The 24,441-nt window shown below is 66.1% G+C and carries 19 protein-coding genes; 13 read left to right on the plus strand and 6 right to left on the minus strand.

Going from position 1 to position 24,441, the window contains the following annotated elements; genetic code table 11:
• Positions 1–81: 81 nt before the first annotated feature.
• Positions 82–1,758 carry a urocanate hydratase gene (hutU, locus tag IE158_RS01540; RefSeq protein WP_189641907.1) on the plus strand — a complete coding sequence of 559 codons (1,677 nt, stop codon included), beginning with the start codon at positions 82–84 and terminating at the stop codon, positions 1,756–1,758.
• A gap of 96 nt (positions 1,759–1,854) precedes the next feature.
• On the opposite strand, the gene IE158_RS01545 is transcribed toward hutU, so the two are convergent.
• Positions 1,855–2,982 carry a C39 family peptidase gene (locus IE158_RS01545; protein WP_189641908.1) on the minus strand — a complete coding sequence of 376 codons (1,128 nt, stop codon included), beginning with the start codon at positions 2,980–2,982 and terminating at the stop codon, positions 1,855–1,857.
• A gap of 138 nt (positions 2,983–3,120) precedes the next feature.
• Here IE158_RS01545 and IE158_RS01550 point away from each other — a divergent pair, with 138 nt between their 5' ends.
• The 4 genes from IE158_RS01550 (at position 3,121) to hutH (ending at position 8,391) form a co-directional block, all read left to right on the plus strand.
• A complete protein-coding gene (locus IE158_RS01550) occupies positions 3,121–4,050 on the plus strand; it encodes an agmatinase (protein ID WP_189641909.1) in 930 nt (309 codons plus the stop codon).
• The gene (hutI, locus tag IE158_RS01555) at positions 4,047–5,282 is read left to right on the plus strand and encodes an imidazolonepropionase (RefSeq protein ID WP_189641910.1); all 1,236 of its coding nucleotides are present in this window, start codon (positions 4,047–4,049) and stop codon (positions 5,280–5,282) included. The genes IE158_RS01550 and hutI overlap by 4 nt, the downstream gene beginning before the upstream one ends.
• Before the next feature lie 28 nt (positions 5,283–5,310).
• Complete coding sequence (locus IE158_RS01560; RefSeq protein ID WP_189641911.1) at positions 5,311–6,633, plus strand: YjiH family protein; 1,323 nt, start codon at positions 5,311–5,313, stop codon at positions 6,631–6,633.
• A gap of 255 nt (positions 6,634–6,888) precedes the next feature.
• Complete coding sequence (gene hutH, locus IE158_RS01565) at positions 6,889–8,391, plus strand: histidine ammonia-lyase (RefSeq protein WP_189641912.1); 1,503 nt, start codon at positions 6,889–6,891, stop codon at positions 8,389–8,391.
• 75 nt (positions 8,392–8,466) lie between these two features.
• Here the strand turns inward: hutH and IE158_RS01570 are convergent, their stop codons facing one another.
• Both IE158_RS01570 and IE158_RS01575 read right to left on the minus strand, forming a co-directional pair.
• Entirely contained in the window at positions 8,467–10,533 is a 2,067-nt protein-coding gene (locus tag IE158_RS01570; protein ID WP_189641913.1) for an MDR family MFS transporter, read from the minus strand.
• A complete protein-coding gene (locus IE158_RS01575) occupies positions 10,530–11,033 on the minus strand; it encodes a MarR family winged helix-turn-helix transcriptional regulator (protein WP_189641914.1) in 504 nt (167 codons plus the stop codon). The genes IE158_RS01570 and IE158_RS01575 overlap by 4 nt, the downstream gene beginning before the upstream one ends.
• A gap of 249 nt (positions 11,034–11,282) precedes the next feature.
• Here IE158_RS01575 and IE158_RS01580 point away from each other — a divergent pair, with 249 nt between their 5' ends.
• Entirely contained in the window at positions 11,283–12,176 is an 894-nt protein-coding gene (locus tag IE158_RS01580; protein WP_189641915.1) for a LysR family transcriptional regulator, read from the plus strand.
• 189 nt (positions 12,177–12,365) lie between these two features.
• A complete protein-coding gene (locus tag IE158_RS01585) occupies positions 12,366–13,205 on the plus strand; it encodes a phosphatidylinositol-specific phospholipase C/glycerophosphodiester phosphodiesterase family protein (RefSeq protein ID WP_189641916.1) in 840 nt (279 codons plus the stop codon).
• A gap of 36 nt (positions 13,206–13,241) precedes the next feature.
• Here the strand turns inward: IE158_RS01585 and IE158_RS01590 are convergent, their stop codons facing one another.
• A complete protein-coding gene (locus tag IE158_RS01590; protein WP_189641917.1) occupies positions 13,242–14,582 on the minus strand; it encodes an FAD-dependent oxidoreductase in 1,341 nt (446 codons plus the stop codon).
• A 179-nt stretch (positions 14,583–14,761) separates the two neighbouring features.
• Complete coding sequence (locus IE158_RS01595) at positions 14,762–16,444, minus strand: bifunctional metallophosphatase/5'-nucleotidase (protein ID WP_189641918.1); 1,683 nt, start codon at positions 16,442–16,444, stop codon at positions 14,762–14,764.
• 294 nt (positions 16,445–16,738) lie between these two features.
• On the opposite strand from IE158_RS01595, the gene IE158_RS01600 reads away from it, so the two are divergent.
• From IE158_RS01600 to trpA, 6 genes are read left to right on the plus strand one after another with little or no spacing between them, the layout of a single operon-like run.
• Positions 16,739–18,337 (plus strand): anthranilate synthase component 1, encoded by a 1,599-nt coding sequence (locus IE158_RS01600; RefSeq protein WP_189641919.1) that lies wholly within the window; start codon positions 16,739–16,741, stop codon positions 18,335–18,337.
• Entirely contained in the window at positions 18,334–18,951 is a 618-nt protein-coding gene (locus tag IE158_RS01605; protein WP_189641920.1) for an anthranilate synthase component II, read from the plus strand. The genes IE158_RS01600 and IE158_RS01605 overlap by 4 nt, the downstream gene beginning before the upstream one ends.
• Positions 18,948–20,021 carry an anthranilate phosphoribosyltransferase gene (gene trpD, locus IE158_RS01610; protein WP_229838829.1) on the plus strand — a complete coding sequence of 358 codons (1,074 nt, stop codon included), beginning with the start codon at positions 18,948–18,950 and terminating at the stop codon, positions 20,019–20,021. Before IE158_RS01605 ends, trpD begins: the two co-directional genes overlap by 4 nt.
• Positions 20,018–21,370, plus strand: a complete 1,353-nt coding sequence (gene trpCF / locus IE158_RS01615; RefSeq protein ID WP_189641921.1) for a bifunctional indole-3-glycerol-phosphate synthase TrpC/phosphoribosylanthranilate isomerase TrpF — start codon at positions 20,018–20,020, stop codon at positions 21,368–21,370. Before trpD ends, trpCF begins: the two co-directional genes overlap by 4 nt.
• 55 nt (positions 21,371–21,425) lie before the next feature.
• Positions 21,426–22,670, plus strand: a complete 1,245-nt coding sequence (gene trpB / locus IE158_RS01620) for a tryptophan synthase subunit beta (protein ID WP_189641922.1) — start codon at positions 21,426–21,428, stop codon at positions 22,668–22,670.
• The gene (trpA, locus tag IE158_RS01625) at positions 22,667–23,500 is read left to right on the plus strand and encodes a tryptophan synthase subunit alpha (protein ID WP_189641923.1); all 834 of its coding nucleotides are present in this window, start codon (positions 22,667–22,669) and stop codon (positions 23,498–23,500) included. The genes trpB and trpA overlap by 4 nt, the downstream gene beginning before the upstream one ends.
• Here trpA and IE158_RS01630 read toward each other — a convergent pair.
• Complete coding sequence (locus IE158_RS01630) at positions 23,497–24,429, minus strand: site-specific integrase (protein ID WP_189641924.1); 933 nt, start codon at positions 24,427–24,429, stop codon at positions 23,497–23,499. The two genes, trpA and IE158_RS01630, sit on opposite strands and share 4 nt — an antisense overlap.
• Positions 24,430–24,441 lie beyond the last annotated feature (12 nt).

Consider the following 24,441-nt stretch of genomic DNA (forward strand, 5'->3'; position numbering starts at 1 on the left):
CATTCCGGAAAGTAATGTTGCAGCGTTCTCACCTGGGCGGCAGCATGAGGACACATCCAAAACCAACAAGGAGGAATCCCCATGACGACTGAACCCCGTGTCATTCGCGCTCCCCGTGGCCCCCAGAAAACTGCCAAAGGCTGGGTACAGGAAGCCGCCAAGCGCATGCTGATGAACAACCTCGACCCCGAAGTGGCCGAGCACCCCGAGAACCTGGTGGTGTACGGCGGGCGCGGCAAAGCGGCCCGCAACTGGGAAGCCTTTGACCACATCGTAGAGACGCTGGACCGCCTAGAAAACGACGAAACCCTGCTGATTCAGTCGGGCAAGCCCGTGGCGGTGCTGCGGACGCACGAGTGGGCCCCCCGCGTTCTGCTCGCCAACTCCAACCTGGTGCCGCACTGGGCCAACTGGGAAACCTTCGACAAGCTCGACCAGGCGGGCCTGATGATGTACGGGCAGATGACCGCCGGCAGCTGGATTTATATCGGCAGCCAGGGCATTGTCCAGGGCACCTACGAGACGTTTGCCAGCGCAGGCAAAAAACACTTTGGCGGCGATCTCAAGGGCACCATCACCGTCACCGCCGGACTGGGCGGCATGGGCGGGGCGCAGCCACTGGCAGTCAAGCTGGCCGGTGGGGTCAGCATCAACATCGAAATTGACCCCACCCGCATTCAGAAGCGCCTCGAAACCCGTTACCTCGACGAAGTGGCGGACAGCCTCGAAGACGCCATCAAGAAGGCGGAGCAGTACAAGGCTGAGGGCGTGGCCCGCTCCATCGGGGTGCAGGGCAACGCCGCCGAACTGGTGCCACAGCTGGTGGACATGAACTGGACGCCTGACCTGGTGACTGACCAGACCAGCGCCCACGATCCGATGTGGGGCTACATTCCCGTGACCGCCCCCGACGAGGACGCCAGCAAACTCCGCACCGAGCATCCCGCCGAATACAAAGCGCGGGCTTATGAAGCGATGGCCAAGCATGTTCGCGCCATTCTGGAACTGCAAAAGCGTGGGGCGGTGGCCTTTGACTACGGCAACAACCTGCGCCAGCGGGCCTTTGAAGCGGGCGTGGAAAACGCTTTTGACTACCCCGGCTTCGTGCCTGCCTTTATCCGTGATTCCTTCTGCGAGGGACGCGGCCCCTTCCGCTGGGTGGCGCTGTCGGGCGACCCGGAGGACATCCGCGCCACCGACCAGGCGCTGCTGGAGCTGTTCCCTGAAGACGAGCGCCTGCAAAGCTGGCTGACCTACGCCGCCGATCAGATTGCCTTCCAGGGCCTGCCCGCCCGCATCTGCTGGCTGGGCTACAAAGAGCGCGATCAGGCTGGCAAGCTGTTCAATCAGATGGTCAAAGATGGCCGCCTGAAGGCCCCCATCGTCATCGGGCGCGACCACCTCGACGCGGGCAGTGTCGCCAGCCCTTACCGCGAAACCGAAGCGATGAAAGACGGCTCGGACGCAGTAAGCGACTGGCCGCTGCTGAACTTCGGCGTGGGTATCGCGTCGGGCGCAAGCTGGATGAGCTTCCACCACGGCGGCGGCGTGGGCCTGGGCTTCTCGCAGCACAGCGGCTTCGTGATTGTGGCCGACGGCACCGAGGAAGCGGAGCAAAAACTCTCGCGGGCGCTGGTCAACGACCCCGGCATGGGTGTGGTGCGCCACGCCGACGCGGGTTATGAGCACGCCCTGGACACCGCCAAGGAACGCGGCATTGACCTGCCAAGCCTGGGAATAAAAAACCGCGAGGACTGAGGAGTGAATGAGCGGCCACTTCCCTGCGCACTTGTCCCGTCAAAAGAGAAATTCCCGCCCCGCACAGTGGCAGGACGGGAATTCGGGCACACTGAATTACCGGGGCACGGGCATGTCAGCCTTGTGGATCACGTACAGCATTCCGCCCGAAGCGTTCAGCCACAGTTTCTCGAAGATGTCACGCGGATAGGTGCGCTGTACGCTCTCGTTGTCGGCGGCAGCCGGGTCGTTCACGACCGGGTTGCCCTGGGCATCGAAGCCAACAATAACGGCCAAGTGACCGTCGCTGGAAGGAATGGCCGCCCCCGGCAGTTCCCCGGCTTTCCAGCGGATACTGGCCACCACGGGAATTCCGGCCTTAATGTACTTTTCCGCTTCGGCCAGGCTGGCAGCGCGGGTGACAAAGCCACTCAGGCCATGCTCGGCGGCGTAAGCCACGTTGAACGGCCAGTTGCCCATGCCGTCGTACACGGCGTCGTAGGTGCCTGCGGCGGCGGTGGGCACCGGCACGTCAATCCCGTAGAAGGCCATGACCATGCTGGTCGAAGTGGGGCTGCACCACACTTCGCCTCCACCGGGGTAAATCATCTGGGAGCGCTCTGGAACGGCGAGCACCTTACCCCAGGCCGATTTGTCGCTGGTGGCTCCGGCGCTGTCCAGTTCCTTTCCGGTATCCACGGTATTCATGGCAAGCTGCTTGAGCGCCGCCCCGTTCTTCAGGGTCACGCGATACTGGTAACGGGTAGTGGTGGCACTGCCGTAAAGATTGTTGGTGTCTGTCCAGACGGTGCCGTCCGCATCCTTCTGACCATCCACACTGGCCCGGCCCTCGGCACGGCTCCAGGTGCCGAAGGTGTACCACTTCGTCCAGGCATCATTGGCCTTCTGGTGCCTAACCTCCACAGTCAGGCCACCTTTGTCGCCCGTCTCGGCATTCCAGGAGGGAATCAGCTGGTCATAGGCATTCACCGTGACAACGTTACTGGTCAGGGTTCCACTGGTCTGATTTTTCGCCAGTATCACCTGATCCCCTTTAATTTCCAGCCCCTCCAGAGTGCTGTTCATCCAGTGGTTGTCCGTATTCCACACCAGCGTGGTGCTGTACGGCGTGTCCGTCATCCTGGTGGGCGCTTCCGCCACCGGGGGCTGTGGGGCCGGGGTGGAGGCGCAGGCACCAAGCAGCAAGGCCGCTGGCAGCAGCGCCAGAAAAGCTATTTTTTTCATGTGACACGTAGTTTAACAGGAGACCGCCAAGAGGTGATGAGGGTCACACAGCGAACCCCGGCAGCCCGCTGGTCAAGGCGATGGATGAACAGTGTGCAGGACAAGAGAGAAATTGAACTTCTCGGAACGAGGTAAACCATGACCCAACCCACTCACCTGACCTACTCCGGCATTCCCACGTTTGCCCGCGCTCCGCTGGTGGACCCGCAGGGCGACTGGCAGGCGGACGTGGCCGCGCTGGGCGTGCCGTTTGACATCGCGCTTGGCTTTCGCCCCGGCGCACGCTTTGCCCCCCGCGCCCTGCGTGAAGCCAGCTTGCGGAGTGTGCCACCCTTCACCGGGCTGGACGGCGTGACCCGCCTCGCGGGCGTGACGTTTGCCGATGCAGGCGACGTGATGTTGCCCAGCTTGGAACCCGAACTGGCACATCACCGCACCACCGAGGCCGCCAGAGCGGTGCGCCAACGCTGCAAAGTCCCCGTGTTCCTGGGCGGCGACCACTCGGTCAGTTTTCCTTTGCTGCGGGCCTTCGACGATGTTCCCGACCTGCATATTGTGCAGCTGGACGCGCACCTGGACTTTACCGATGTGCGCAACGACACGCGCTGGAGCAATTCCAGCCCCTTTCGCCGGGCCTGCGAGGCGATGCCGAACCTCAAGCACATCACCACCGTAGGGCTGCGCGGGCTGCGCTTTGACCCCGAAGCGGTGGCGGCGGCGCGGGCACGTGGGCACACCCTGATTGAACAGCGCGAAGTCGAAGCCGACTTCCTGGGCGTGCTGGAGCAGCTGCCCCAGGGGCAAAATGTCTACTTCAGCATTGACGTGGACGGCTTTGACCCGGCCATCATTCCCGGCACCAGCAGTCCTGAGCCCGACGGCCTGACCTACGCGCAGGGCATGGCGGTGCTGGCGGCAGCGGCGCGGAGCAACCGTGTGGTGGGCCTGGACCTGGTCGAACTCGCGCCAGGCCTTGACCCGACGGGCCGCAGCGAACTGCTGATGGCGCGGCTGGTGATGGAAACACTGTGCGAGGTCTTTGCGGCCCCGCAGGAGGAGCAGGCATGAGCGAAACCCTATTTACCGGCATTTCTCAGCTGGCGACCCCCCGCCCTGGCCCCCGGCGCGGCGCCGAGATGGGCCAGTTGGACATCACCGAGCAGGCCGCGCTGCTGGTCCGTGATGGCCTGGTGGCCTGGGTCGGTCCCGCCGCCCAGGCCCCTGACGCAGCCAACGAAGTGAACCTGGGCGGGCGGGCCGTGGTGCCGGGCCTGGTGGACCCCCACACCCACGCGGTCTGGGCCGGCCACCGTCTGGCCGACTGGGAAGCCAAGTTGCAGGGCGCGACCTACGAGGACATTCTCGCCAGGGGTGGGGGCATCCGCTCCACCATGCGGGCCACGGCAGCGGCCACCCTGGAAGCGCTGGAACAACTGACCCGCCCACGCCTTCAGCGGCTCACCGCTTCGGGAGCCACCACGGTAGAAGTCAAGAGCGGCTACGGCCTGGACTTTGCCGCCGAACTGCGCATGCTCGAAGTGGTGCGCAGGCTCCAGGGCGTCTACGAGCTGCAACCCACCCTGCTGATTCACGTGCCACCCGAGGAGAACCGGGCACGCTACGTGCAGGGCGTGTGCGAAGAACTGATTCCCGAAGTGGCCCACCAGGGTCTGGCAACGTCAGTGGATGTCTTTACCGAAAAAGAAGCCTTTAATGTGCAGGAAACCCGCGCCATTTTTGAAGCTGCCCGCGCCAATGGCCTGCACATCAAGTTGCACGCCGACCAGTTCCACGCCATCGGCGGCACCGAGCTGGCCTGCGAGATGGGCGCACTCAGCGTAGACCACCTCGAAGCCAGCGGCGAGGCGCAGATTCGCGCCCTGGCCGAGTCGGACACGGTGGCGACGGTGCTGCCGGGCGTCACCCTGCACCTGGGCCTGCCTGCTGCGCCCGCCCGCGCCCTGGTGGACGCCGGGGCGATTGTGGCTGTCGGCACCGACCTGAACCCCGGTTCCTCGCCGCTGTTCAGCACCCAGCTGGCCCTGGCCCTCAGCGTGCGCCTGAACAAATTGACGCCTGCCGAAGCCCTGAGCGCCTGCACCGTGAATGCCGCCCACGCGCTGGGGCTGAGCGACCGGGGCAGCCTCAGCCCTGGGCAGCGGGCGGACTTCTGTGTGCTGGCTGGCCCCGATTGGCGCGAGGTGGCCTACGCGCTGGGCGGTCAAGCGGTGCAGGAAGTTCACTGCGCCCACTCGGCACAGGCCGCCTTTGGCCCTTCCTCTTCCCCTCCAGGCACCTGACCGGAGCGCCCGTACAGAAAGGCTAACCATGACCCAGCACCCCACCTCCGCTCCATCTGACCGCCTGAGTCTGCTCAAAATGGTGCTGTTCAGCGCTCTTGGCATCATTCTATTTTTCGTGCCCATCACAGTGGGAGAGCGCAGCACCATCATCCCCGATCACCTCACCACTTTTCTGGTCACGCAGGCGCGCCCGCTGGCTGTGGGGACCGTCCTGCTGCTGATGCTGTGGGGAGCCGTTTCACCACTGCTGGACGGACGGTTCCGCAGCAGCACCAGCGAAAAAATCTTTACCGTGTTCAAATGGCTGGGCCTGCTGCTGGCGGTGCTGTACCTGAGCGGGCTGGCCCCTGCCTGGGCCGCTGCGCCCGACATGCTGCCTTTTCTTTTCGAGAAGCTGGCGCTGGTGGTGGGCATCCTGATTCCCATCGGGGCACTGGCCCTCACTTTCTTGCTGGGCTTCGGGCTGCTGGAAGCGGTGGGCGTGCTGATGGAGCCGGTCATGCGCCCGCTGTTCCGTACGCCGGGCGGCTCGGCCATTGACGCCGTAGCGTCCTTTGTGGGCAGCTACTCTATCGGCCTGCTGATCACCAACCGTGTCTTTTTGGAAGGCAAATACTCGCTGCGCGAGGCAGCCATTATCGCCACCGGCTTCTCGACAGTGTCGGCCACCTTCATGGTGGTGGTGGCCCGCACCCTGGGGCTGATGGACAGCTGGAACTTTTATTTCTGGTCTACGATGGTCATCACCTTTGTGGTCACGGCCATCACCGCGTGGCTGCCGCCTATCGCTGGCCTGAACAATGTGGCCGCCGACCCCGACCCCTTGCCGCAGCCAGGCAACCGGGGCGCGCAGGCCCTGGCCGCTGGCCTGGACGCCGCCAGCCGCCAGCCCTCGCTGGGAAGGCTGCTGCTGGACAACCTGCGTGACGGCATCAACATGGCTTCGGTGGTGGCCCCGTCCATTCTGGCGATTGGGTTTCTGGGGCTGGTGCTGTCCAAGTACACCCCAGTGTTTGACGTGGTGGGTACGCTGCTGTGGCCGTTCCTGTGGTTGACGGGTCTGCCGGGCGTCACCGCGCATGCCGGTGCCCTGGCCTCGGGCCTGGCCGAGATGTTCCTGCCTGCCCTGCTGCTCAAAGACGCCGACCTGGCCACCCGCTACATCGCCGCCGTGACCTGCGTGAGCAGCGTGATTTTCTTCTCAGGCAGCGTGCCGTGTATGCTCGCCACCCGCATTCCACTGGGTCTGGGCCGCCTGCTGGTCATCTGGCTGCTGCGGACTGGCCTGACCATCTTGCTGGCGAGCCTGGTGTACCGGATGGCCGTCGGTGCAGGCTGGTTGAGCTGAGAAGCAGCCGGTTGAATCCCCTGCCCCATCCCAGGCTGAGCTGCCCTCCCACAGCTCAGCTTGCCCTTTATCCTAGAGCTGAGCCCAACAGCAACCCAGCAAAATCACCGGTAAAACATCGCCGGGCAGGTCAGCTTGGGCTGACAGCAGCAGCGGGCCAAGCAGTTTGCGCGGCAGCCTGGCCCGCCCTTTGCCCCGCATGACCCGCCCGCAACACTCACCCACACGCAACGAAAAAGAATTGGAGAAGCACTTATGATTCTGGACAACACCCTCACCCTAGACGGCTTTATCTCGGTGGTGCGCGGCTCCGAGAAGGTAGAACTCTCAGCGCCCGCTAGAGCACGCATCCAAACCGCCCGCGACGTGATTGAGCGCATCGTGGACGGCGAACAGGCGGTGTACGGCGTCAACACCGGCTTCGGCAAGTTCGAGAACGTCCAGATTGACAAGCACCAGCTGGCGCAGCTGCAATACAACCTGATCGTGTCGCACGCGATTGGCCTGGGCGACCCCCTGCCTGACGAAGTGGTGCGCGGCATGCTGCTGCTGCGGGCACAGTCGCTGGCGCTGGGGCACTCGGGCGTGCGGGCAGAAGTGGTCGAACTGCTGCTGGCGTTCCTCAATCACGGCATTCATCCCCGTGTACCCGCGCAGGGCAGCGTGGGCGCATCGGGTGACCTCGCGCCGCTGGCCCACCTCGCCCTGGCCCTGATTGGTCTGGGTGAAGTGGACTACGGCGGGCAGGTGCGCCCAAGCGCCGAAGTGCTGGCCGAGCTGGGCCTGACGCCGCTGACCTTGCAGGCCAAAGAGGGCCTGGCCCTCATCAACGGCACGCAGCTGATGGGCAGTGTGCTCGCTTTGGCCCTGGCCGACGCCCGCACGCTGCTGGACACCGCCAACCTGGCCGCCGCCATGACAGTAGAGGCCAAGTACGGCTCGCACCGCCCCTTCCAGCCGGACGTGGTGGGCCTGCGCCCACACCCCGGCGCGGTGGCCGTCGCGGGTGAGCTGCGCGCCCACCTGGCCGGGTCCGACATTGCTCCCAGCCACCTGACTGGAGATGGCCGCGTGCAGGACGCCTACAGCCTGCGGGCCGTGCCCCAGGTTCATGGGGCCAGCTGGGACGTGCTGGCCCACGCCGAACGGGTGCTGGCCACCGAGTTCGCTTCGGTCACCGACAACCCCCTCATCTTCCCAGACACCGGCGAAGTGGTGTCGGGCGGCAATTTTCACGGGCAGCCACTCGCCGTGACTGTCGACGCGCTCAAGGTGGCGGTGGCCGAGCTGGGCAGTATTTCCGAGCGCCGCACCGAGCAGCTGCTCAACCCGGCCCTGAGCGGCCTGCCCGCCTTCCTGACGCCGCAGGGGGGCCTGAACAGCGGCTTTATGATTGCCCAGTACACGTCGGCGGCCCTGGTCAGCGAAAACAAGGTGCTGAGTCACCCAGCCAGCGTGGACACCATCCCTACCTCCGCCAACCAGGAGGACCACGTGAGCATGGGCGCACACGGGGCGCGGCAACTGCGCGACATCGTGAACAATGTGGCGGGTGTGCTGGCAATTGAGCTGGCCTGCGCCGCGCAGGGACTGGACTTTCAGGAGCTGACGCCCGGCGTGGGTGTGGACCGCGCCTGGAAATACATCCGCACGCTGATGCCCACGCTGGAAGGGGACCGCTATTTCCGCCCTGAAGTGCTGCGGATTCGTGAGGCGGTCCTCAGCGGCGAGCTGATCGCAGCGGCGCGGGGCGAGTAAATACCAGAACCAACTATGGATTAGTGAAAAGGGGCGCCCTCACTTGGGGGCGCCCCTTACTGATGGTGACAACGCTCAGGCCGAAGCAGCGGGCGTTTCCTGTTCGGCGGGCGCGGCGCTGCGGCGGCTGACCAGCGGCAGCACCGGCACGAACAGCGTAATCAGCAGGCCCAACGCCGCCACCCAGATGGCGCTGCCGAACATGCGGGTCATGGCGGCGGTGAAGCCTTCTTTCAGCCCGGTGTTGACCTGCCCGGCCAGCTCGGTGCCCTGCTGATCCAGCTCGGCCTTGATGCTGGCCAGGGCCTGAATCTTGGCCTGGGCGTAGGCGGCGTCCTCCTGAGCCAGCACACCCTGGCTGACTTGAGCGGCCACAGCGGCTGAAGCCTGCGGGGTCGCCAAAGCCTGGGCGGGCAGGGCCTTCAGCTGGGCTTTGAGGGCGTCCGGTGTCTGGGCACTGTTCAGCAGCGCCTGGCGTCCCGGTTCGCCCTGGCTCAGCGCCGACTGAATCGCGGCAGCCTGGGTGCTCAGCTTCTCATGGACCTGGGCTTTGAGGCCGCCGCCCACCAGCGTCTTCAGTTCGCCGGGCACCTGTGGGTTGGCCTGGATGGCCGCTGCCGCCGCCGCGTCGCCATTCAGCGCCTTTTCAATCTGGACATACTGCTCACCAAAAGCCTCTTTGATTTTCTCGCCGGGGCCGCCTTGGCCGCTGCCCGCAGCACGCAGGGCGCCGAGGTCCATGTTGCTGGCGTCCATCTGTGCGCCGGGCACCTGGGGCAAGTGCTTGGGCAGCTCGGTGTGCAGGTTGTTCATCAGCAGAGTCCCGAACACCGCTGCGCCGATGGTCGAGCCAATCTGACGGAAGAACTGGCTGGAAGAGGTCGCCACACCCAGTTCACGCACCGGCACGGCGTTCTGAATTGCCAGGGTAAAGAGACTTTGTGACGGCCCCAGGCCCAGCCCCACGATAAACATGCGCCAGTACAGGTCGGGCAAGGTGGAGTCGGCGTGCAGCCCGGTCAGCAGCCACATGCCCACCACCAGCACGATGCCACCGCCAATCATCCAGGGCTTGTAAGCGCCATTTTTTGCCACGATGTTGCCGGCCAGGATGCTCGAACCCATCAGGCCCGCCATCAGCGGCAGCATGCTCATGCCGCTCTTGGTGGGCGATACGCCCAGCACCATCTGCATATACAGCGGCAGGAACATCACCACCCCAAAAAAGGCCATGCCCACCACGAACGACGCCAGGTTGCCGGTGCTGAACATAGGCACCCGGAACAGGCTCAGCGGAATGATGGGGTCCGGAGCGCGGGATTCGGCGTAGAGAAAGGCCAGCAGGCTGACCAGCGAGCCGCCCAGCAGCCCCAGAATGATGGTGCTGTCCCAGGCATAGGTCACGCCGCCCCAGGTGAGAGCCAGCAGCAGCGGAATGGTGGTGCTGAGAATCAGGGCCGCGCCCCAGAAATCAATCTTGCCGCCGGTGCGCTGACCGATGCGTGGCATCTTGGACATGATCAAAAACAGCGCAAACAGGCCCAGGGGCAAATTGACGAAGAAGGTCCAGCGCCAAGACAGCGCGTCGGTCAGGAAACCGCCGATCACGGGGCCGACCACGGCGCTCAGTCCAAAGATGGCCCCGAACAGCCCGCCGAACTTGGCGCGCTCGGCGGGGTCGAACATGTCGGCCAGGATGGTAAAGGCGGTGGTGAACAGTGCAGCGCCGCCGAAGCCGGCCACGGCGCGGAAGGCGATCAGCTGATTCATGCCGCCGCCCAGGAAGTTGCCCAGGAACGGCTCGCCAGCCAGGCCGCACAGGGCGCTGCCCAGCAAAAAGACCACAATGCCGAAAACCAGCACCGGCTTGCGCCCGTACAGGTCCGACAGCTTGCCGTAGATGGGCACCATCACCGTGCTGGCCAGCAGGTAAGCGGTGGTGACCCAGGCGTAAAGGTTAAAGCCGTGCAGGTCTTCAATGATGCGCGGCATGGCAGTGCCCACCACGTTCTGGCTCAGGGCCGCCAGCAAGAACACCACCATCAGACCAGTCAGGGTGATTTTGCGCTCGGCGTCGGTGTAGTGGGGCAGCGTATCTGGCGTGGGCACGCCGCTGCTCGGAGAGTCGGAAAGGGTCGTCATGCTTGCTCCTTGGGAATCAGTGGGCCGGGATGGCTGGTCAGGTTCAGGTCCGAGAGGACCTCAATGGCTTCGAGCAGCGAGCTTAGGCGCTCAGGCTCCAGCTGACCCAGCCGGTCTCTGGTGTTGTGTTTGATGGCGTCCATAGCGCTCTCCAGGGCTTGATGACCCGCCGGGGTCACCTGCAGCAGAATGCGCCGCGAATCGGCAGGATCCAGCCGCCGCTCCACAAAGCCCAGCGTGCGCAGCTGCTCCAGATAGCGGCTCAGCAGGCTGGCCGGGAAATCAAGCGCTTCGGCAATCGTTTTGGGGTGGACCTGTCCCCGCCGAATGGTCAGCAAAATGAAGTACAGCCGCAGGTCCAGGCCCAGCGGCGTCAGCAGCGGAAGCACATCTGCCTTAATACGGCGGTTGAGCTGCCACAGCCCACCCAGAAAACGCAGGATTTGGGTGTCATCCAGGGGGCCATCTGCAGGCAGATGTTCGGAAGAAAGAGAAGACATGGTGAAAAAAGGCCTCCAGGCAGTCAGGGGCAGCCAGATGCGAAGCGGGGCCGGAGAAAACAGACACAGACCGCAGGCGAAAGAACTTTGGCACGCCCAAAAAAGGCGGGGCGATGGGCACTTAACCTACGCTTATTATTGACTCTAGTCAACTATTCTCAAAAGTGTAACTCGGCCAGATATTCAGCTCACTTATAGCAGGGACTCAACTCCCGGTGCGTTATAGACCAGAGCGATAAACTGCCCGCTATGAGAGTCAGTTCAGATCAACTGGTCGCCTTTTCGGTGGTGGCAGAGTTGGGCAGTGTCAGCCGGGCCGCCGAGCGGCTGAACCTCAGCCAGCCCACGGTCAGCAGTCAGCTGCGCGCCTTGCAGGAGCAGTTCGGCGAGCCGCTGTATCGCCGCCGCGCCCACGGGGTGGAACTGACCCCAGTGGGTGAGGGGCTGCTGCCCTATGCCCACGCTGTGGCCCACGCGCTGCGGCAGGTTGGTGACCATATCGCCGGGGTGCAGGAGCGACCTGAGCGCACCCTGCACCTGGGGGTGTCGTACTCGCTCGGGCGGCGCTCCTACGGGCTGGTGACGGCGGGCGCAGCGCAGCGGCTGCATCTGCAACTGCTGGCCGGCGACTCCAGCACCCTGGCCGGGCTGGTCATGGCAGGCGACCTGGACGCAGCGCTGGTGCTGGGGCCGGTGAATCTGCCCGCAGGCAAGGTGGACCTGCACCAGACCGGCGAGGACGAACTGGTGGCTGCGCTTCCCGCCGGTCACCCGCTGGCCGAACTGCGCTACGCACCTCTACACGCACTGCGGGACGAGACTTTTCTGTGGGCGGTGCGGTCCTCGTCGGTGCGGCGGCAGTCTGACCGCCTGCTTCAGGAAGCTGGCCTGACGCCCCGCAGCCTGGAACTGGGCAGCCTGATTGCGGTGCGCGAAGCCCTGCTGGACGGTCACGGCGTGGCCCTGTTGCCGCGCGAATTTGTCCAGCGCGAGCGCGACCTGGGCCTGATTGCCACGCTGGGCCTGGAAGCGCCACTGGTGGGCATCAGCCAGCTGCTGGTCACACCGCCCGCCGCCACCCAGGGAGCCGAACACCGGGCCCTGAGCGCTTTTCTGCGTGAAGCAGCTCGGGCGCGGCACTGAGGCAGGGCTTGGAGGCGGGAAGAGCCATCCACGCCACTCGATTCTCTGGCCTGGCGCGCTGCCCTCCCAAGTCACCGGCACGGCAGGAACGGCTGGTGCTGGGGACAGTGAGGACAGAGGCCCTGCGGTAACCAACGCGAACGCCCACAGGCAGACGGCCCTCTGACATGCGGTGCTTATCCTGGCGGCATGAACAAAATTCTGGTGGTCTCCTTCCTGGCGCTGCTAGGTGCCTGCGCTCCGGTGCAGACCGCTGATACGGCGGCCCCGGCACTGGCGCAGCAGACGGTACGCATTGCCTCGCCGCTGCCCCGCGCCCACGCCCACAACGACTACGAGCATGAGCGGCCCCTGCTGGACGCACTGGCCCAGGGCTTTACCAGTGTGGAAAGCGACGTGTTCTTGCGCGGCGGACAATTGCTGGTCGCCCATGAGGCCAGCCAGCTTCAGCCAGGGCGCACGTTGCAGAGCCTGTATCTGGAACCGCTGCGCCAGATCGCCGCGCAGAACGGGGGGCGCATCTATCCCGCCGGGCAGAGCCTGACCCTGTACATCGACGTCAAGGACGACGGCGAGGCCACCTATCAGGCGATTGACCGGGCGCTGGCAGAGTACGCGCCCCTGCTGACCCGCTACGAAAACGGGCAGGTGACCCCTGGCGCAGTCAGCGTGGTGATTTCGGGCAACCGCGTGCCAGCCACCATGCAGGCCCAGACCCTGCGCTACGCCGGGATGGATGGCCGCCTGAGCGACCTGGGCGGCGCTCCAGCGTCCCTCATTCCCATCATCAGCGACAACTGGACCAAGACCTTCAGCTGGAACGGCGAAGGCGAATTCCCAGCGGCTGAACGCCAGCGGCTCCGGGACATCGTGGCGCAGGCCCACGCGAACGGGCAGCGGGTGCGCTTCTGGGCCACTCCCGAGCACCCCGCCGTGTGGCAAGCGCTGGTGGACGCTGGCGTGGACCAGATCAACACCGACGACCTCGCGGGCCTGCGGGCTTATCTGCTGGAACGGGACCGCCGCTAAGCGGCCCACCCGCCAGCAAGCCCACTCAGGACCTATTCAGAGCTGACGCAGCAGCCGGTCAGCAGCCACCAGCGGAAAATCCCAGGTGCTGGAAAAGGGCGGGGCATAGGCCAGGTCACTCTCGAAGAGGTCCTGCACGCTGCCGCCCACGCCCAGCAACGCGGCCACCACATCTATGCGCTTGGCGGCGTGGTGCTCCTCGGCCACCATTTGCGCCCCCAGCAGCCGGCCAGTGCCGCGCTCACCGGTCAGGCGGAGATGCACCGGGCGGGCATCCTGATGGTAGCCTGCAGCGTCAGTGGTGGTCAGGTCCACGGAAACGGCGTCCAGTCCAGCCTTTTCCGCCTGGGCCTGGGTGAGTCCAGTCAGCGCCACACCCAGCCCAAATGTCTTGAAGATGCCGGTGCCGAGGGTGCCCGGAAAAGTGGCGTCGCCGCCCGCCATATTGACCCCGGCCACCCGGCCCATACGGTTGGCCCCCAGCGCCAGCGGGATGTACACCGGCTGGCCAGTCACCCGGTGCAGCGACTCAGCGCAGTCGCCCGCCGCGAAAATGCCGGGCACACCGGTTTCCTGGCGGGCGTTCACGGCGATGGCTCCGGTGGCTCCCAGTGAGACACCTGCCGCCTGCGCCAGCTCGGTGCGGGGGCGGATACCTACGGCCACCAGCACGGTATCGGCGCGGATCAGGCCCGCGTCCGTCTGTACGCCGGTCACGCGGCCCTGCCCAGTCAGGCCCGTCACGCTGACACCGGTCCGCACGTCCACGCCGCCCGCTTCCAGCGCCGCCCGCACGGGAGCCCGCAGTGGCCCGTCCAGGACGGACGCGACCTCGGCGGCCCGCTCTACCAGGACCACGCTCAGACCACGCCCGCGCAAAATCTCGGCCATCTCCAGCCCGATGTAGCCCCCACCAATGATGCACACCCGCTTGGAGCTGCGCAGGGTTTCCTCAAGCGCTTGCCCGTCGGGGATGGTCTTGAGGAGATGCACACCTCTCAGGTCGGTCTGGGCAAAAGGAGGCCGCACCGGCTCGGAGCCAGTCGCCAGCAGCAAGCGGTCATAGGGCTCAGCCGTGACCGCGCCGTCCGGACCACACACTGTGACGGTGCCTGCTTGCGCGTCTACCCCCTGCACACGGTGGCCCAGCCGCACGGAAATTCCCCGGCCCCGCATCTGCTCCGGCGTACGGATGACCAACCGCCCGAAGCCTTCTTCTTTGAGCTCACCGCCCAGCGCATAGGGCAGCCCACAGGCCGCATAAGAGATGTACTCGCCCGCCTCAAACACCACGATGTCTGCGTCTGGACGCTGCCGCTGCGCCCGGCTGGCCGCACTCATTCCAGCGGCCACGCCACCCACGATCACGATTCGCATAGGGTTCAGCTTAAGGGCTATGGCCCAGCGCAGGGTCAGCCGCACCGTTGGACAAAGAAAAAGAAAAGCGGACGCCCTGGCCCGCTTTTTTTCTTTTTCTCCCTTGCCTTGCTCGGTAGACTCCTGAGCGCTGCCCTACAAGTCCAACTGAGGAACTGAGGCCGCCCCAAGTCAAACACTTAGGGGTTCAGTTTGGTGATGCGGTTCTGTGCGCCCGGCTTCACAGAGCCGCCCTGCAGATAAGCTGACAGTGCGTCCACATCCAGCCCGCCGCCCAGGCGGTCACGGCCCTCTTTCAGCACGCTGAAGTTGTCGCCGCCTTCAGCCAGGAAAGAGTTCACGGTGACGCGGTACTCGGCACTCATGTCGAGCGGCTGGCCGTTCAGGGTGATGGTCTTCACGCGCTGCCCGGCAGGCTGGGTCAGGTCGTAGCTGTACGCGAAGCCTTCGCTGACCTGCAGGATGCGGTTCTGTCCGGCGGCAGGGTTGCCAAACTGCTGCTCCAGCAGCGTCCTGATTTGCTCGCCGCTCAGGGTCAGCACGGTCAGCAGGTTGCCGAACGGCTGCACGGCGAAGATATCGCCGTAGGTCACGGTGGTGGACGGCTGCGCGGGCAGGTCAGCGCGGATGCCGCCGGGATTCATAAAGGCCATGACCGCACCGCCCTGCTCAGCGGCGCGGGTCGCAGCCAGCTGGGCGTCGGCAATCACATCGCCCAGGGCACTTTCACCCGCAGCGTTGGCCTGACGGCTGATCTGTCCAGCGATGGTGGCCACCACCCGGTTCGCCACCGGGTCGGTCTTGGCTTTGGCTTCGGCGGCCAGGGCGGCCAGCTCGGGCGAGCTGTACTTCTGCGCGTCTACCAGGACATTTTCGGCCTTGACAGCGCTGACCCGGGTGACGCCCTGCTTGCGGGTCACGGTGAGGTCCAGGCGCTGCATCAGCTGGCCCTGCGCGGCTCCCTGGATGACCGGACGCCCCGCCACCACGCAGTTGTAGGCCTGGTGGGTGTGGCCGGTCATCACGGCGCTCACGGCGGGGTCCAGGCGCTGCACCACATCCACGATAGGCCCGCTCAGGTCAGTGCAGCCGGGCTGGTCGTAGGCCGACTTGGCCGCCCCGCCCTGGTGAATCAGCGCAATGACGGCGTCGGCTCCAGCCCGCTTGAGTTCGGGCAGGGCCGCGTTGATGCTGTCGGCCTCGTCGCGGAAGGTCAGCCCCGCGATGCCCGACGGGGTCACCACGCTGGGGGTTTCTTCCAGTACCGCGCCCACAAAAGCGATGTTCAGGTCGCCCACCTTGACCATACGATAGGCAGGAAATACGTGGGCACCATTTTTGTCAAAGACGTTGGCGGCGATATAGGTGTAGCTCGCCCCTGGAAAGGGATTCACGAACTGGCAGTCCTTGTCAGGGCGGGCGACGCTGTCACAGCCGCCCTTTTGGAAGCGTTGCAGCTCCTTGAGGCCGTAGTCCAGCTCGTGGTTGCCCAGCACATTCACACTCATGCCGAGGCGGTTCATGGCCATCACCGTAGGTTCGTCGGCCAGCAGGCTGCTGCTCAGCGGGGACGCGCCGGTCAGGTCACCTACGCCCACCAGCACGGTGTTGGGGTTGGCGGCGCGGACTTCCTGGACCAGTCCGCCGATGGCCGAAATGCCGCCCGCCGGGGCCGCTACGGTCTTGCCAGGGTTCTTGGGGTCGGGAATCTGCTTGCCCCGGAAGGAACTCTGTTCCAGCTGCCCGTGAAAGTCATTGAGGCCCAGCACGGTCACGGTGGCAGTGCCGTCGGCAGGCCGGGCAGGCTGGGTACAGGCGGCCAGCAACAAGGGCAGTGAGATGAGCGGCATGAGCTGTTTCATAAGGTCAATGTAGGTCGGCTGCGTCTGCCGGTTGTCATCCGTCACCTGGCGGCTGCATCCTAGCCACAGCCGCCCCGGTTGACACTGCCCCGCCAGCCCCGTACACTCGGCGGCATGACGATTCAGAGCAACCGCTGGTGGTGGCCCTCGCAGAAGCGAGCCGGCCAGCGCGTCTGAATTCCTCACAGGAACCCAGGACCCCTCCCGCCCCGCTTCAGCGCAGGCGGGCGAATTTTTTTTGGAGCAGGCTGGCCCGCCTGAAGACCCTCTCCCCTCTTCAGAAAGGCCCTGTCCATGTCTCTCCTTTTTCCTGCTTCCACCCCGGCCCGCTACCACCCCGACGCGCTGCACTGCTTTCAGGCGCTGCGCCCTGGGGACCACGCCGAAGCTGTCTTGCTCGAAAGTGCCGATGTCACGTCCGGCGCTCATCTCCAGAGCCTGATGCTGCTGCGCCCGGCCCTGCGGCTGACCTGCCAGGGCCAGGCGGTGACGGCGCAGGCACTCACGCCCACTGGCCACAGGGCACTGGAACTGCTGGCAGAGCAACTTGCCTCTCACATCAGCGCCCAAAGCGCAGGCGAGCTGACCCTGCATTTCGCGGCCCCGCCCACAGGCCTGAGTGAGAGCGAACGGCTGAAGTTTCCCAGCAACGTAGAGCCGCTGCGCGTGTTACAGCGGGCGCTGAACGGCCAAGACGAGCTTCAGCCATTGCTGCTGGGGGTCTTTGGCTTTGACCTGCTCGCCTCGTTCGAGCGGCTGCCGCAGGTGAAAGAAGGCGTCAACACTTGCCCGGACTACCGCTTTTATCTGGCTGAAACCGCCCTGGTGCTGGACCATCAGCAGGAGACGGCGCAGCTGCTGGGCCTGGGCACGGCGGCCAGCGAGGGGACGCTGCGGGCCGAGCTGGACGCCCTGGCCGCGCAGTTGGAGCGACTGGACGCGCCCACGCCGCTGCTCCCGCTCCCCACGCCGCTGCCCCAGCCTCAGGCCCAGGCTTTTCCCGACAGCGCCACTTTCCAGGCGCAGGTGAGCGCGCTGCAAGAACACATCCAGGCCGGTGACATCTATCAGGTGGTGCCCTCGCGGCGCTTTACCCTGCCCTGCCCAGACGCCCTGGCCGCCTACGCCGAGCTCAAGCGGCTGAATCCCAGCCCGTACCTCTTTTATCTACACGGGGGCGAATTCGAGCTGTTCGGAGCCTCGCCCGAATCGGCGCTGAAGTTCACAGCGGCTGGCCGCCAGGCCGAGTTGTACCCCATCGCAGGCACGCGGGCGCGGGGCCGTGACGAGGAGGGCCGCATCTGCCCCGAGCGCGACAGCCGCCAGGAGCTGGAACTGCGGCTGGACCGCAAGGAGCTGTCCGAACACCTGATGCTGCTGGACCTGGCCCGCAACGACCTGGCGCGGGTGGCGGTGCCGGGCACCCGCCGCGTGGCCCGGTTGCTGGACGTGGACCGCTACTCGCAGGTCATGCACCTGGTCAGTCAGGTGGTGGCCCAGCTGAGCCCCGAGCTGGACGCACTCGACGCCTACCGCGCCTGCATGAACATGGGCACGCTGAGCGGCGCGCCCAAGCTGGAAGCCACCCGGCTGCTGCGCATGACCGAGGGTGAGCGGCGCGGCTCCTACGGCGGGGCGGTGGGCTACCTGGCTGGGGGCGGTGACATGGATACCTGCATCGTGATTCGCTCGGGCTTCGTGCAGGGCGGGCAGTGCACCGTGCAGGCGGGCGCAGGCGTGGTGCGCGACTCGGACCCCGCCGCCGAAGCTGCCGAAACCGAGCAAAAAGCGCGGGCGGTGCTGCTGGCCGTGACCCTGGCGAGTGGATGGGGCGGGAACACTGCCGACCCCATCTCGATGCGGCGGCCTGCCCGCCGGGAGGAACTGGCATGAACAGGCCAAATGTACTGTTGCTCGACAACCGCGACTCGTTCGTCTACAACCTGCAAGAAGAATTCGCCTCAGCAGGCATGAACGTGGACGTGTACCGCAACGACGTACCCGCCGCCGAGCTCTTGCAGCGGCTGGAACAGAGCCGGGCGCTGCTGGTGCTCTCGCCAGGGCCAGGCCACCCGCAGGATGCCGGCGAGTTGATGCCACTGCTGCGCGCCAGCCTGGGCCGCTTTCCGGTGCTGGGCATCTGTCTGGGCTTTCAGGCACTGATAGAGGGCAGCGGCGGGGCGGTGGGCCGGGTTGGGGCGGTCCACGGCGAAGCGCAGCCGCTCACGCTGACCGCTGAGGGCACCGGGCATCCGCTCTTTGCTGGGCTGGGCCGCGTCAGTGTGGCCCGCTACCACTCGCTGGGCACCCGCACGCTGCCGCCCGACCTGCACCCACTGGCCGAGATAGACGGCATCTGCATGGCCGCCGAGCACCGCTCCGCCGCCGCGCTGGGCTACCAGTTTCACCCCGAATCTGTCCTTACGCCCCATGGCCGCGAGCTGCTGCTGCGGGCCGCCGCCTACCTCTGTCCATCCGTTCCCCAACCCCAGGAGGCCACCGCATGACCCAGACCACCATGACCCAGACTGCTATGACCCGCACCGTTCCCACCCCCGCCGACCTGCTGCGCTCTGCCCTGCTGGGCCAGCGCCTGACCCAGACCGAGTCGCAGCGCCTGTTCAGCGCCATGATCGCGGGCGACTTGACCGAAGGGCAGATGGCCGGCCTCCTGATGACCATGAAGACGCGCGGCGAAACGGCCGAAGAACTGGCAGGCGCGGCTCTGGCCTACCGCGAAGCCTGTCTGCCCTTCCCGCAGCAGCCGCGCCCCATTGCCGACTCGGTGGGCACTGGGGGCGATATGGCGGGCACCATCAACATTTCCACGGCAGCCTCGCTGGTCGCGTCCAGCCTGGGCGTGCCGGTTGCCAAGCACGGCAACCGCTCGGTGAGCAGCCGCGCCGGCTCGGCGGACCTGGCCGAAGCCCTGGGCATTCCCACCCAGCTGAGCACCGAAGACGCCGCCCGGCAGCTGGCCGAGCATAACTTTTGCTACATCTTCGCCACCCAGTACCACCCGGCAGTAGGCCGCATCATGCCGCTGCGCCGGGCGCTGGCAGTGCCCACCCTGCTCAACTTCCTGGGACCACTGCTCAATCCGGCGCGCCCCACCCGCCAGCTGCTGGGCGTGGCCCGCGCCGAGGTCGCGCCGCTGCTGGCGCAGACGCTGGCCCAACTGGGCGCCACGCGGGCACTGGTGGTGCACGGCTCAGGACTGGACGAAATCGCGCTGCACGGCCCCACCCAGGTGTACGAGGTGTTCGAGGATGACCGCATTGAGCACTACACGGTGACGCCCGCCGACCTGGGCCTGAAGGACCGGCCCCTCTCGGCGCTGGTGGGCGGCGAGGCGCACGAGAACGCCCGGATGATTCAGGCGGTGCTCGAAGGCCAGGGCGCAGAAGCCCACCGCGAAGCCATCGCCGCCGCCACCGGAGCGCTGCTGTACTTGATGGGTGACGCAGGCACCATCCGGGACGGGGTAGAACAGGCCATGGAACATCTGCTTTCAGGCCGCGCAGCCGAGCATGTAGAGCGGCTCAAAACCTCAGTCCACACGGAGGCAGACGCATGAGCGAAGTCCTGAAGCGTATCGTGCAGCGGCGGCGCGAGCGGCTGCCGGAGCTGCGTGAGCGCTACGCCCACCTCAGCGCCCAGGCACTGCCGCCCAGCACACGCAGCCTCAAAACGGCGCTGGCCGCTGGCAACGCTTTTATTCTGGAGTGCAAAAGCGCCAGCCCCAGCCTGGGAGCCATCCGCACCGACTACCGCCCGCAGGAGCTGGCCCGCATCTACTCGCGCTACGGCGCGGCCATTTCGGTGCTGACAGAGCCGGATCACTTCGGCGGCAGCTACGCGCACCTGACCGCTGTGGCCCTGTCCACCCATCTGCCGGTGCTGTGCAAGGACTTCATCGTGGATGAGGTGCAGATTCTGGCTGCCCGCTCGCACGGCGCCGACGCCATTTTGCTGATGCTGTCGGTGCTAGACGATGCCGAGTACCGCCGCCTGGCCGCACTGGCAACCTCGCTGGGCCTGGACATCCTGACCGAAGTGAGCAGCGAAGAGGAAATGGGCCGCGCCGCTGCACTGGGGGCCGGGATCATCGGCATCAACCACCGCGACCTGCGTGACCTCAGCATTGATCTGGGCCGCTCGGCGGGGCTGGCCCCCCTGGCTCCGGAAGGAGCGCTGCTGGTGGCCGAATCGGGCCTGAAAGACAACCGGACCGTGCGGCAAATCGCCCCCCACGTCCACGGCTTTCTGGTGGGCAGCAGCCTCTGCGCACAGCCGGATGTGGACCGCGCCGCCCGCCGCCTGATTTACGGCGAGCACAAGGTCTGCGGGCTGACAGCTCCCGAAACGGCGCAGGTGGCCGCCGCTGCCGGGGCCGTGTACGGCGGGCTGATTTTTGCGCCCGGCTCGCCGCGTCAGGTGAGCGTGGACACTGCCCGCAGCATTACGGCGGCGGCCCCTGAGCTGGATTATGTGGCGGTCTACACCGGCCACGACCCCGCCGAAGCCGCTGCACTGGCCGCCGAGCTGCCGCTGACCGCCGTTCAGCTGCACGGCGGTCAGGACGACATATTCATCACAGCACTGCGTGAGCGGCTTCCCGCTGGCGTGCAGGTCTGGTACGCGCTCAACATGGCCGCCCGCCAGCCCCAGCCCGGCGTGCCCGTAGACCGCTTCGTACTGGACAGCGGCGCAGGCGGCACCGGCCAGGTGTTCGACTGGACACAGATTCCCGCTGACCTGCGTGACCGTGCGCTGCTGGCAGGCGGTCTGAACCCCGGCAATGCCCGCGCCGCCCTCCAGACTGGCGTGCTCGGCCTGGACTTCAACTCTGGCCTGGAGCGGGAAAAGGGCGTCAAAGACGCAGTGCTGATTGCCCAGGCATTTGCAGCCGTGCGCGACTACTAGCTTTCCCTAGACCCTTAGACCCTTGGACCTTTAGACCCCAACAGGAGCCTTCCCTATGACCACCCAGACTTCCCCCGCCAACGCCCCAACCCCCGGCGGCCAGCCCCGCCTCCCGGCCTACTTTGGCGAGTTCGGCGGTCAGTTCGTGCCCGAAATCCTACTACCCGCGCTGGACCAGCTGGAGGCCGAATTCATCGCCGCGCAGCAAGACCCCGAGTTTCAGGCCGAGTTCCGCGCCCTGCTCAAAGACTACCTGGGCCGCCCCACCCCACTGACCGAGTGTCGGCATCTGCCACTGGAAGGCCGGGCACGCATTTTTCTCAAGCGTGAAGACCTGCTGCATGGCGGCGCCCACAAGACCAATCAGGTGCTGGGCCAGGCCCTGCTCGCCAAGCGCATGGGCAAAAAGCGGGTGATTGCCGAAACCGGCGCAGGGCAGCACGGCACCGCCACCGCCCTGGCCTGCGCCCTGATGGGCCTGGAATGCACGGTCTACATGGGAGCCAAAGACGTGGCCCGGCAGCAGCCCAACGTGTTCCGCATGGAGCTGATGGGGGCCAAGGTCGTGCCGGTAGATGCGGGCAGCGGCACCCTCAAGGACGCCGTGAATGAGGCGCTGCGCGACTGGACCGCGTCATATGACACCACCCACTACCTGCTGGGCACCGCCGCTGGGCCACACCCCTTTCCCACCATCGTGCGCGAGTTTCACCGCATGATTTCCGAAGAAGCCAAGGCGCAGATGCTGGAGCGTATCGGGCGGCTGCCCGACGAGGTGATTGCCTGCGTGGGCGGCGGCTCCAACGCCATCGGCATGTTCGCGGACTTTATTGATGAGCCGGATGTGCGCCTGACCGGGGTAGAACCGGCGGGCGAGGGCCTCGACAGCGGACGCCACGGCGCGCCCATCCACGCGGGCAAAGTGGGCATTCTGCATGGGTCACGCACTTTTGTGATGCGGACCGCCGAGGGGCAGGTCGAAGAATCTCACTCGGTGTCGGCGGGGTTGGACTATCCCGGCGTAGGGCCGCAGCATGCCTACTTGCAGGCGTCGGGCCGGGCGCAGTACGTGGGCATTACCGACGCAGAAGCGGTCGAAGCGTTCGGGCTGCTCAGCCGATATGAGGGCATCATTCCCGCGCTGGAATCAGCCCACGCGCTGGCCTACGCGCTCAAGGTCGCCAAAGACGCGCCGGAAGGCACGGCGCTGCTGGTGAATCTGTCGGGCCGGGGCGACAAGGACATTGACCACGTACGGGTGATGATGGACGCCGAGCCGCATGAAGGAGGTGAGGCATGAGCCGCTACGACAAGATGTTTGCCGGGCTGCGTGAGCGGGGAGAAGGCGCTTTCGTGCCATTCGTGACGCTGGGCGACCCGGACATAGAGACGAGTGAGCGCATCCTCCGCACCCTGCTGGACGCCGGCGCCGACGCGCTGGAACTGGGCCTGCCCTTTTCCGACCCAGTGGCCGACGGCTCCACCATCCAGGCGGCCAACATCCGGGCGCTGGCAGCAGGGGCGGGCCTGACCACGGGTCTGAATACCGTCCGGCGGGTGCGGGCCGATTATCCAGACGTGCCGCTGGGCCTGCTGGTGTACGCCAATCTGGTGGAATCCTACGGACTGGATGCGTTTTACGGTGGGGTGGCCGCCGCTGGGGCTGACTCGGTGCTGGTCGCCGACGTGCCACTGCGCGAGGGGGGCCGCTTTCAGGCGGCAGCGCAGCGGCACGGGGTCGCGCCTATCTTTATTGCACCGCCAGATGCCAGCGAGGAGCGACTGCGCGGCGTGGCGCAGGAGTCGCGTGGATACGTATACCTGCTGGCCCGCGCCGGCGTGACTGGCGTAGGAGGCGGCACCGCAAAACCCGCCGAGCGCGTGATTCGTACCCTGCGGGACGCGGGCGCGCCGCCCACCCTGCTGGGGTTCGGCATCGCTCAGCCGGAGCATGTGCGGGCCGCTTTGGACGCGGGGGCAGACGGGGCCATCAGTGGCTCGGCGGTGGTGCGAATCATTGAGCAGCATGGGGGCGACGAGGCAGCCATGCTGGCGGGCCTACGGGCCTTCGTGCAGGAGATGAAGGCGGCGACCCGCACTGAACCAGAGCACGGGACCAAAGGGAGCTAGTCGCCTTGCTTGGGGGACTGGTCCTGGCTGTCCAGCACCCCCTGGGCCAGGCCCAGGGCTTCTTTGTAGGCTTTGGGGCTGACGTAGCCGGCGTCCAGATAGGTCAGGGTTTGCCCAAAGTCCCGCAGGGCCGCCTGCCGCAGATGCGAGGGCGGCACGTAGTCCACGTTGGCTTCCTTGCAGGTGCGCCACAGTGCCTGCCGGAACCCGGCGTCCGTGCGGATGGTCAGCACATGCCCCTTGGAAAAGAACCAGCCGCCGTGCTTGTCGGCAAGGTGCTGAAGCGAGTGCAGCACTTCGGGAGCCAGGTGGGTCTCGGTGCGGCGGCGCAGGATGGTGCCGCGCTGCGGGTCAATGTCCGCCCACTTCAGGTCCAGCACCTCGCCGGTCTGGAACGCCTGGCGGGTAATCAGGCGCAGCGCCGCCCGCATTTCCGGGTCCTTGGCCTGAAGAATCAGGCGCTCAATGGCCGGTCTGGACGGCAGGTAGTTCAGTTGGCGCTGCGCGGGTGGGCGCTTGTAGCCGTACAGCGGGTCGCGGCGAATCAGCCCCTCTTCGTACAGGGCACGGTACATGGCCCCCAGCAGGGTCAGGCGGGTGCGGACCGTGTTGGGCTTGGCTGTGTCGGGACCGCTACGGGTTTCACCCAGCGGAGCGCCCAGCCAAGCCTGAAAGTCCTCCGGTGGGCTGAGCAGGTTCACGCCGTCGCGCTCCGCCGCCTCGAAAATCCATTTCAGGGTAGAGCGGACCGTGTGCTGCGGCGCACGAAAGGCATCTGGCAGCATCGCCACTACCCGGTCCAGGTCCGCTTCCTGCACGGCGCGGGCCAGCTTGAGCTGACGCTCGTCCTGGGCCACTTCGGAACCCCCGCCCGTCATGGTATGGCCTGCCCCACCAGGCCCAGCTTCACTGTCCCCGCCTTTTGTCATACGCGCAGTATG

It is taken from the genome of Deinococcus piscis, from assembly GCF_014653275.1.
Lineage (GTDB): Bacteria > Deinococcota > Deinococci > Deinococcales > Deinococcaceae > Deinococcus > Deinococcus piscis.

Excerpts from the sequence above, each read along its gene's own strand:
- hutU (WP_189641907.1), top strand. The coding sequence starts at position 82 with ATGACGACTGAACCCCGTGTCATTCGCGCTCCCCGTGGCCCCCAGAAA.
- IE158_RS01545 (WP_189641908.1), bottom strand. The coding sequence starts at position 2,982 with ATGAAAAAAATAGCTTTTCTGGCGCTGCTGCCAGCGGCCTTGCTGCTT.
- IE158_RS01550 (WP_189641909.1), top strand. The coding sequence starts at position 3,121 with ATGACCCAACCCACTCACCTGACCTACTCCGGCATTCCCACGTTTGCC.
- hutI (WP_189641910.1), top strand. The coding sequence starts at position 4,047 with ATGAGCGAAACCCTATTTACCGGCATTTCTCAGCTGGCGACCCCCCGC.
- IE158_RS01560 (WP_189641911.1), top strand. The coding sequence starts at position 5,311 with ATGACCCAGCACCCCACCTCCGCTCCATCTGACCGCCTGAGTCTGCTC.
- hutH (WP_189641912.1), top strand. The coding sequence starts at position 6,889 with ATGATTCTGGACAACACCCTCACCCTAGACGGCTTTATCTCGGTGGTG.
- IE158_RS01570 (WP_189641913.1), bottom strand. The coding sequence starts at position 10,533 with ATGACGACCCTTTCCGACTCTCCGAGCAGCGGCGTGCCCACGCCAGAT.
- IE158_RS01575 (WP_189641914.1), bottom strand. The coding sequence starts at position 11,033 with ATGTCTTCTCTTTCTTCCGAACATCTGCCTGCAGATGGCCCCCTGGAT.
- IE158_RS01580 (WP_189641915.1), top strand. The coding sequence starts at position 11,283 with ATGAGAGTCAGTTCAGATCAACTGGTCGCCTTTTCGGTGGTGGCAGAG.
- IE158_RS01585 (WP_189641916.1), top strand. The coding sequence starts at position 12,366 with ATGAACAAAATTCTGGTGGTCTCCTTCCTGGCGCTGCTAGGTGCCTGC.
- IE158_RS01590 (WP_189641917.1), bottom strand. The coding sequence starts at position 14,582 with ATGCGAATCGTGATCGTGGGTGGCGTGGCCGCTGGAATGAGTGCGGCC.
- IE158_RS01595 (WP_189641918.1), bottom strand. The coding sequence starts at position 16,444 with ATGAAACAGCTCATGCCGCTCATCTCACTGCCCTTGTTGCTGGCCGCC.
- IE158_RS01600 (WP_189641919.1), top strand. The coding sequence starts at position 16,739 with ATGTCTCTCCTTTTTCCTGCTTCCACCCCGGCCCGCTACCACCCCGAC.
- IE158_RS01605 (WP_189641920.1), top strand. The coding sequence starts at position 18,334 with ATGAACAGGCCAAATGTACTGTTGCTCGACAACCGCGACTCGTTCGTC.
- trpD (WP_229838829.1), top strand. The coding sequence starts at position 18,948 with ATGACCCAGACCACCATGACCCAGACTGCTATGACCCGCACCGTTCCC.
- trpCF (WP_189641921.1), top strand. The coding sequence starts at position 20,018 with ATGAGCGAAGTCCTGAAGCGTATCGTGCAGCGGCGGCGCGAGCGGCTG.
- trpB (WP_189641922.1), top strand. The coding sequence starts at position 21,426 with ATGACCACCCAGACTTCCCCCGCCAACGCCCCAACCCCCGGCGGCCAG.
- trpA (WP_189641923.1), top strand. The coding sequence starts at position 22,667 with ATGAGCCGCTACGACAAGATGTTTGCCGGGCTGCGTGAGCGGGGAGAA.
- IE158_RS01630 (WP_189641924.1), bottom strand. The coding sequence starts at position 24,429 with ATGACAAAAGGCGGGGACAGTGAAGCTGGGCCTGGTGGGGCAGGCCAT.